A 7,724-nucleotide genomic window follows, 5' to 3' on the forward strand; every position below is an offset into this window, starting at 1 on the left:
ACGGTTATGAGTTCCCGCGACGTCGCCTTCTTACCCGCGACACTTGCGTTGCGACCACCGCGCGTAGCAATTCTCGTACCGGACGACGAGCACTGGCGCACCTGGGCCAGCCACGCGCTTGCCGTCGCTTCGGAGTACTGGGGTGGAGGCGGTTTCATTCTCGTTACCTACTCTCGTGACACGGCCGAGCCCGCAGACCGGTTCGCGGAGATCGTGCGCGCGTACGACCCCGACCACGTCGTGACCCTCGAGATGCCTGCTTCTGACTACGAGGCGCTGTACCCCGGTGCCCTGACCGTGCAAGGCGCCAGGGATGAGGCTCACCGCATAGAGCTCGTCAACGCCATCTCTGGAGGTATTACCGAGAACCAAGCGCAATGGGCGCGCGAGCGCGTCGTGAGCTGGTGCTCACCGTTGCGGGCTTTTCGCCTGGGACGACAGGCCAGCGTGCGTCAGCACGAGCTAGTGAAACAGCTCGGTCGGCCGAATCGAGAGGATCGCTACCGGCGCGGGCTCCCTCTTGCACCCATCGAGGCGCGTACCAAGGTGTTGGCGGGATCAACCGCCTGGGGGTCAGACGCGGCGCTGTTCGCGGCATATCGCGTCGGTGTCGCCGGAAGTGCGCCCGATCAGCGACCGGACCCGGGGGATGAGCTTCTTAGCTGGTTGATCTCCACAACGGGAGATGTGCCACGGTCCCTGCTCTGGAGCAGTACTGGTGAGCAACTCAGTGACCTTGACCGCGTCGCCACCCTCTTCGATGCCAGCCAGGGTTTGATTCAAGTTAGCAGGGGATACCTGCGCGACAGCGCAGTGGTGATCATTGGCGACACGGGAACTGACTTCGCCCTCGCGGTTGCCTACGACCGACTCGTGGGGCGAGGCATTTGGCTCTCGGACGCGATGCGAGACGGCGGAGGGTTCGAAGATCTTGTTCGGCCGGCCGTGTGGTCGCTCGTTGCCGAGACCGAGCACTCCGGGCGTCGAGTTCTTGTGACCTCCGCCTCCCGTGACGATGCGGAGGTCAACAACGTCGTGGCTTCCCTCTCGGAGTACGGCTTGCCCGGTGGCCTGCGACTCTACGGGCGAATTCGAGAGCACGAGACGCTTGTGGCGGGCGCGCCCGAACTCGGCGACGCCGTTCAAGCGCTCGTCGTGGCTGAGCACGTAGGCGCGTCCGTAGTATTGCCTGTCACGCAACACGACGATGGCACTCGGGAGTCTCTCACCAAGCTCGAGAGCCCGATACCGTCGGACCTGTTGTACTCGGACTTGGGCAAGCTGCCCTACTGGTATGTGGACGTGTCTCTAGGCCACGACACCGCCCCCCGCGCGCGGGACCTGCCCGCTTCAGCGCTGCTCGCGACTGAGGGCGACCTCCTTCCCGAGGTGAACCTTCGAGCAAGCAGAGACGGACTGTCCTACGACGCGTCGTCGATGGGGTTCGTCGGTGGCGGAACCCTCCTGCCCGGTCGCATCGGCCGGCCGCGGCTGCGCGCGCTGTCGATCCGGGCGTGGGCTGAGGGCATGGCTGAAGCGCAAGGTCTCGGCGTTCGTCTCTCAAGACCCGGGCGTCAAGCGGAGCTTGTGCAACGGAGGCTGGGCTCGCGTCGAGCATTGCTGGACCTCGTGTCGGGTCCGGCGCTTCCTCTGTTGCGCGCGTTCATCCCGCGGGACAAGGCGCCGAAACTGCGGGACCCCGAAGTAGTGGTTCTCGGACTTGACCCGTACCTTTCTTTCGATGCTATGAACGGTTTGCTGGCGCTGACGGAGGATGAGGCCATACAGATGGTCGACGAGCTCGCGGTGGCCAGGCTTCTGCGTCGCGGGCTGGTTCTGAGTTGCCAGGAGTGTGAGCGACCGTCTTTCATCGACGCGGACCGCTTGGGGCAGCGTTATGAATGCCCGCAGTGTGCAACACCGAACACTCTCAGCTCCGAGCGGTGGCGGCGCGGGGCCGAACCTAGGTGGTTCTACGACCTCTTCGCGACATTCCGGGAGCTACTCCTACGCCATGGTGACGTGCCGTTGTTGGCGGCCGCGCGGCTCCGCGAGGGATCACACTCGTACGCAGACGCATCGGAACTGGAGTTCTACGACCGGGTGTCAGGGAAGAACGTTGCCGAGATCGACCTTGTCGCCAGTGTGGACGGAGAGGTGGTGGTCGCTGAAGCGAAGGTGGCGGGCGCCTACAAGTCTGGTGAACGGGGTCGGCAGAGCAAGAAGTTGATGAAAGTGGCGACCGTGCTACGCGCTGACAAAGTCGTGTTGGCTACTTCTCAGGACCACTGGAATGAAACAGATGTCAGACACCTCATCGGCGAGGCTGCGGCAGCCTCGCCTTTCGCAGTGGACGTCGAGGTCATGACAAGTCTTGGCGCGTGACGGCCCTGTTGGGCGCGGCCGTACGCGCACCCGCCCTCCTTTTGTGGCATCGCTCGCGGGCTGTCGGCCGTGCGTTGATCTAGCTCCCGCCAGCTGTATTCGTCGCGGACTGAGGGGAGGTCGTAGCGGAGGCCCAGAGGGAGAGGGCGCGAGCAAGTAGCTATCAACGGCCGCCGGCATATGCTCTCCGCAGTATCGTTCGAGATGCACTCTCGAATGACCAGCGCGCACTCGTGGGTGACGTCGTTACGAACGAACCGCGACCGCGCTAGGCGCCCACCGTGCGGGCATTGATGACGATGCCCGAGAGCACCGTTCATATGCGTTTCGCGTACGCGTTCACCGGTGCTCCGGTACGTTCATCAGGTGGGGCTATTTCGGGCGATGGAGAGAGCGGGGTCGTCGCCGATGGTCGGTGGTGGCGCGAGAGGGCTGGATATCCGCCGCGGTCTGGACGTGGAGCAGACCGCGGATGACGAAATCGTCGGACCGGGATCGGGTGGACTCAGCACGGCTCCTGACAACCCGCGCCTCCTCCAACGGCATCGCCGGCCGGAGTCCCTTGGCGGAACAGGCAAGCACCCGGTTTGGATGATCGAGCAGACGATGCTTCCCGGGTTGGGCTTGGGCAGTCGCCGCGATAAGCCAAATCACGAGATTGTGGAAGCGGACGAGAAAGTGACCCTCGGCGTCTACATTGCGCGCATTCACGCAACCGTGTCGCATTGGGCTATTGCTCATGAGTGAGCTTCTGATTCCCACTGCCTTAGCGAAGCTCCGCAACCTGGTCTCGTCCGAAACGCCGCTCGACCCTCGAGAAGCGGCGGTCATTCTGCGCGCGCTACAGCGTCGAGGGTTGTCGAAGACCGATCTCGTCGTTCACATCGAGAGGTCGCGAGCGCAGAATGATGTGTTGGGCGCGAGCGACCAGTACGAGGAGAACGCACTCCTTGCCCTGGATCTTATCGAGGGCTCAAACGCGTTTGGGCTCACCTGGGACGCAGCGGACAAAGCGGCGGCGTGGGTTCCTCTGACAGTTTCGCGGGGAGAGTTCGAGAACGCGTCGCATTACGCGTTGTCGGTCAACGACCTCTTGCCCTTCAAGTTGAGGCCCGTGAGCGAAACTACGCGCAACCGCATTATCGACTCACATTGGGAGTATCTGACGTCCGGCAAGTATGAGCCGACCGTAGCGGACTTCTTCCGGGCGCCTAAAGCGGGCTTGACAACGCGTCCAGCCGCTTTACTCGCTCCCGCCGACCGCCTTGCGTTCGAGGGTTTGGTCGAGGTGGTCGCACGTGCGGTTGGGGACGCGTTGCCCGCGCATGTTTTGTGGCCGCGAGGGAGGGAAGAGGTTGGGTCGGCCTTCGCTGCCTTCAACGCTGCCCCCTCCACCTGGTCAAGCGAATTCGTCTTGAAGACCGATATAGTGAGCTTCTACGAGTCCGTGGATCACGCTTTCCTCAGCGTCATCCTTGGAGACCAACTGAACGTCTCCGCGGGTCTACCTGTCGCGCTTGAGGCGCTACTCGACGCCGTTATGGGTTCCTCGGTGGGTCTGCCACAAGGGCCGCCCGGCAGTGACGTGCTGGCAAGCGCATTCCTGATCGATGTTGACCGCGAATTGAGTCGACGGGGGTGGCCTTTGTCGCGCTACGCCGACGACATTCTCATAGGAGCCGACACCTTCGACGAAGCGCGCTCGCGGTTGCGGGCCCTCGAGTCGTTGCTGCGCGATAGGGGGCTGACTCTCGCTGCGGAGAAAACTCGAATCGTGCGACGCGGGTCCTATCTCTCTTCGCTGGATGATGACGAGGCGCCAGAATCGTTGAAGGAGAAAGTCCGCCGTGAAGTCGCAAGAGATATCCAAGCGAATGACGCGGAAGATGTGAGTGCATTTGTCGAGGCTATCCACCTCGAAGAAGAAGTGCAGTGGGAACTTCTTTATCATGGAACCGTTTCATGGGGAGAAGCCCTTTCCGGCGTCGCCGACCATCTATTGCCGCCGTGGATCCGGGCTTATCGGCGGATTTTCACGGCCGAGGCCCGCCGGTTGACCGCGGGTGGATACGTTCAAGCTGGCAGCCTGACGGTGGCGGAACTCCGTCGGTGTCTCGTGTTTATGTCGGCGGACCCTACCCCGGACGACCTTGCCGACCTTCATGCGATCATCGACTGGCATCCGTCGATAGTGCGGCCGTTGTCAAAATACCTGCATCGGCTGAGTTTGGTAGATGCGCCGGTTGTCGCCCGGTTTTTGAAGGCGCGGCTGCGTCGTGGCCGCGATAGTGACGTCGAGATGTCCTGGATTTTGGCTCCGGCCATGGATAATCGCGACCTTGCCCGATTGCTGACCGGCGAACTTGAAGGAGTGATGGGCAGCGACGTAAGGCCCCTCACCGCCGCGACTGCCTTCCGCGCGCGCGACGAAATCGAGGCAACGACGAGTGAGGTGCGGCGCGAAGTGCTTAGCCACTTTGGGGACGCGTTGGCGTTGGAGGTTGTCTTGTCGCTGAATTGGAATCGCGACAACGTCGGCGACGGCCCTCCCGCCCTTGGTCCGTCACTCGGCCCAGGGATCGCTGAAGGTTAGGTAGCCGAAGCGCTGCTGTGCGGGCCCACCTCGTTGCCGGACGGTGGAGCAGCCGACCCGCCTCAAGGCGTTCGACCCGGCTCGGGTGCTTAAGCCCCACGGGACCCGGGTGTCTTCACTGGGCCGGCTACTAGGTCTTGAACCTTGGCATTCGGCTTGGCGGCCCTTGGCAACCTTGTCCGCGAAGCTCCTCGGCCGCCGGGCGCGTTGAGCTCACGTGATGCCGCCGTGGCGCGCTATCAAACCCAGCTGATACCCCTTGCACCTTGCGGCGGGACCCCCCTTGGGGTGCCCGGCGGGATGTGCCGCAGGGTAGGGGTCATGCTCATCAGCCTTCGTCACCTGCTCACCGTCATCGGCCGCGCCCTCGCGGCGGACTGTATCCGTAGGGGCTGAAGCGGCGGAGGGCGCTCCTCGGCCCCATGTCCATAAGGTTGGCGTGCTCGTGTCGGGCGTCGCGGTCCACCCGTGGGATAAGCAACGGTCGGCGGATTCGGAAGCTGGCACCTCGTCGACCCCCAGCGTCGTAGCCACCTCCGCTGCGCGCCCGGTGCAGGACGGTCGCTTCAACGCGCATGCCGTCGGACGCAGGGAGTGCTGGACGAACAGTCGAATCGGTGTCGGCGGTGGGGCGAGGTTGGCCGGCGGGGTCGGTGCGGGCCGTGACTGTTGCGGGGTGAAAGCGATGCGGTTCCCGACGCGACCCGGACGTGCGCACAACGGCGCCGGATCCGGGACGGTGGTGCGCGCTCGGGCAGGATGACTTCGGGGTGCCGCGGAGGGCATCAGGAACGTGGGGGCTGGTGGGACTGGCTATTCGCGGGCAAGAAGAAGGCCGAGCGCAGGGATGTCCCGGCCGCCCCGCACCGCTCCCCTCGACGGGTCCCGCCGTTCTTCGCCATCGTGGACCTCGAGACCACAGGCCTCACCCCGAAAACGCCTCCGCCGGCGGTGCGCAGGGAGAGGGCGCTCCCTGGCGGACACACTCAGCTGAGACCATACGTCCATGACGGAACAGCGGCGGGTCGACTCGGGGCTATTGCGCGCCCTGCGCACGCGTGCGGGTCTAAGGCAATCAGACGTAGCATTCATCCTCGGAGTGAGCCGCTCGACGGTGGCAAACATGGAGGCGGGCCGACAGGCGGTTTCCCCTCAGCAGGCCCAAGCGCTCTCTCGCGCACTGCCCGAATGGGCTGCTTCCGCCATTCACGCGGGTGGAGACCTGAGCCCAGATATTGAGAATGCCAGCATCGCGGTCGAAGACCTCACGATCACCTACGTTTTCGAGGCCTCCCGGTCTCCGAGCGAAATTATTCAGGTCCGACGGGTGCGCGCACGCAGGGAAGGGGTCAGCCAGTATTCGCTCGGGCTGACCCGGTCCGACGCCAAGACATTCAGCACAGAGACGAAGATGCTGTGGGGTGGAGTGCTCGACGTGGTTGAAAACCCTGCGAGCAACCAGCGTGTCGATATCGTCGACTTTGGGCGGGGCTTGCGCCGTGGCGAGGTGCACGAGTTCGCAATGCGCTCTTGGGTCGAACATGACGCCGAGCCTGATACGGAGATCTGGCTCGCTGTGACAATACCCACGCGTCGCGCTGCAATCCATCTAGCCTTCCACGGCGCGATTGGCGCGCGACGCGCATGGTCGTTCGTCGCCCATGACCCCGAATCTCCGTGCGTGGCCTTGCCGATAGGACCGGACTCGGCGGTGACCCTGCTGATCGACCAGCCGATCCCTTACCAGACGTACGCCTTGGCCTGGGAGTGGTGAAAAGCCGATCAGTCGACCTCTCACCGTACATACGCCCTGGTTCAGGAGCGGTGACCGCAGCCGAGGGTCGCTAACAGAGTGGGAACGAACCCATTGTGTCGTGTGTTGGCGGCTCGAGTGGCGTAGTTCGCGTCCGGGTCGATAGCGTTCGTTTTGAGGCCCATCTGTGCATCTGCGGGTCACGTGTTGAGATGTGCGGGTGGCCGTTCGCGCGACCCGCCGCACCGGTTCCGGGGGGAATGTCGTGCATAGGCCGTACAAGAGGCGTCGCTTTTGGCAATGGAACGTAGCGACTGTGGCGGTCGTCGCAATGACGCTCGGGATCGGCGTCCCTGCGTACGCGGCATCGAACTTCATTGCGGCCCCAACTCCCATAGTGACTGGTGCGGCGGCAGTGGGACAGACCCTCACTGCCGAGGCAGGGGCGTGGGCGCCTGCGCCCGACACACTTTCCTATCAGTGGAACCGCAGCGGAACCGCGATCAGCGGAGCAACCGCGAGAACCTATGGGGTGGTGTCGAGAGATGCGGGTAAGTCCCTGACGGTATCCGTGACGGCGAAGAAAGCCAACTTCACCACTTCGGGCAAGACAAGCGCGTCCTTCGCTGTGGGTAGCGCCTTCACGACGGCTCCGACTCCGACGATTTCCGGTACTGCTGCCGTTGGTTCCACGCTCACCGCGGGGACGGGCGCATGGTCGCCCGTCCCGGACGCTTACGCATTCCAGTGGAGCCGGAACGGTTCCCCGATTGCTGGTGCGACCGCGAAGACATATGTCGTGGTCGCGGCGGATGCGGGCGCGACGCTGAGTTTGACGGTGACCGCCACGAAGTCGGGTTACGCCACCACCGCCAAGACCAGCGCCGGAACGGCGATTCCTGCGGCTGTGAAACCGTTCACGACGGCTCCGACTCCGACGATTTCCGGTACTGCTGCCGTTGGTTCCACGCTCACCGCGGGGACGGGCGCATG

Annotated in this window: 4 protein-coding genes and 1 pseudogene; all 5 read left to right on the forward strand. The window is 63.9% G+C overall.

Annotation, left to right across the window (positions count from 1 at the left end; genetic code table 11):
• Window positions 1–6 precede the first annotated feature (6 nt).
• Complete coding sequence (locus tag MT347_RS16200) at window positions 7–2,385, forward strand: hypothetical protein (RefSeq protein WP_243502412.1); 2,379 nt, start codon at window positions 7–9, stop codon at window positions 2,383–2,385.
• Window positions 2,386–2,841: 456 nt separating this feature from the next.
• Complete coding sequence (locus MT347_RS16205; protein WP_243502414.1) at window positions 2,842–3,132, forward strand: hypothetical protein; 291 nt, start codon at window positions 2,842–2,844, stop codon at window positions 3,130–3,132.
• Complete coding sequence (locus MT347_RS16210; protein WP_243502415.1) at window positions 3,125–4,978, forward strand: RNA-directed DNA polymerase; 1,854 nt, start codon at window positions 3,125–3,127, stop codon at window positions 4,976–4,978. Before MT347_RS16205 ends, MT347_RS16210 begins: the two co-directional genes overlap by 8 nt.
• Before the next feature lie 1,006 nt (window positions 4,979–5,984).
• Window positions 5,985–6,752 (forward strand): helix-turn-helix domain-containing protein, encoded by a 768-nt coding sequence (locus MT347_RS16215; protein ID WP_243502417.1) that lies wholly within the window; start codon window positions 5,985–5,987, stop codon window positions 6,750–6,752.
• 295 nt (window positions 6,753–7,047) lie between these two features.
• Window positions 7,048–7,724, forward strand: a pseudogene (locus MT347_RS16220) (carboxypeptidase regulatory-like domain-containing protein); the annotation flags it as partial.

Source organism: Microbacterium sp. VKM Ac-2923, from assembly GCF_022815605.1.
GTDB lineage: Bacteria > Actinomycetota > Actinomycetes > Actinomycetales > Microbacteriaceae > Microbacterium.

What these genes read in the sequence shown, in the direction of transcription:
- MT347_RS16200 (WP_243502412.1), top strand. Translation starts at nt 7, where the DNA reads ATGAGTTCCCGCGACGTCGCCTTCTTACCCGCGACACTTGCGTTGCGA.
- MT347_RS16210 (WP_243502415.1), top strand. Translation starts at nt 3,125, where the DNA reads ATGAGTGAGCTTCTGATTCCCACTGCCTTAGCGAAGCTCCGCAACCTG.
- MT347_RS16215 (WP_243502417.1), top strand. Translation starts at nt 5,985, where the DNA reads ATGACGGAACAGCGGCGGGTCGACTCGGGGCTATTGCGCGCCCTGCGC.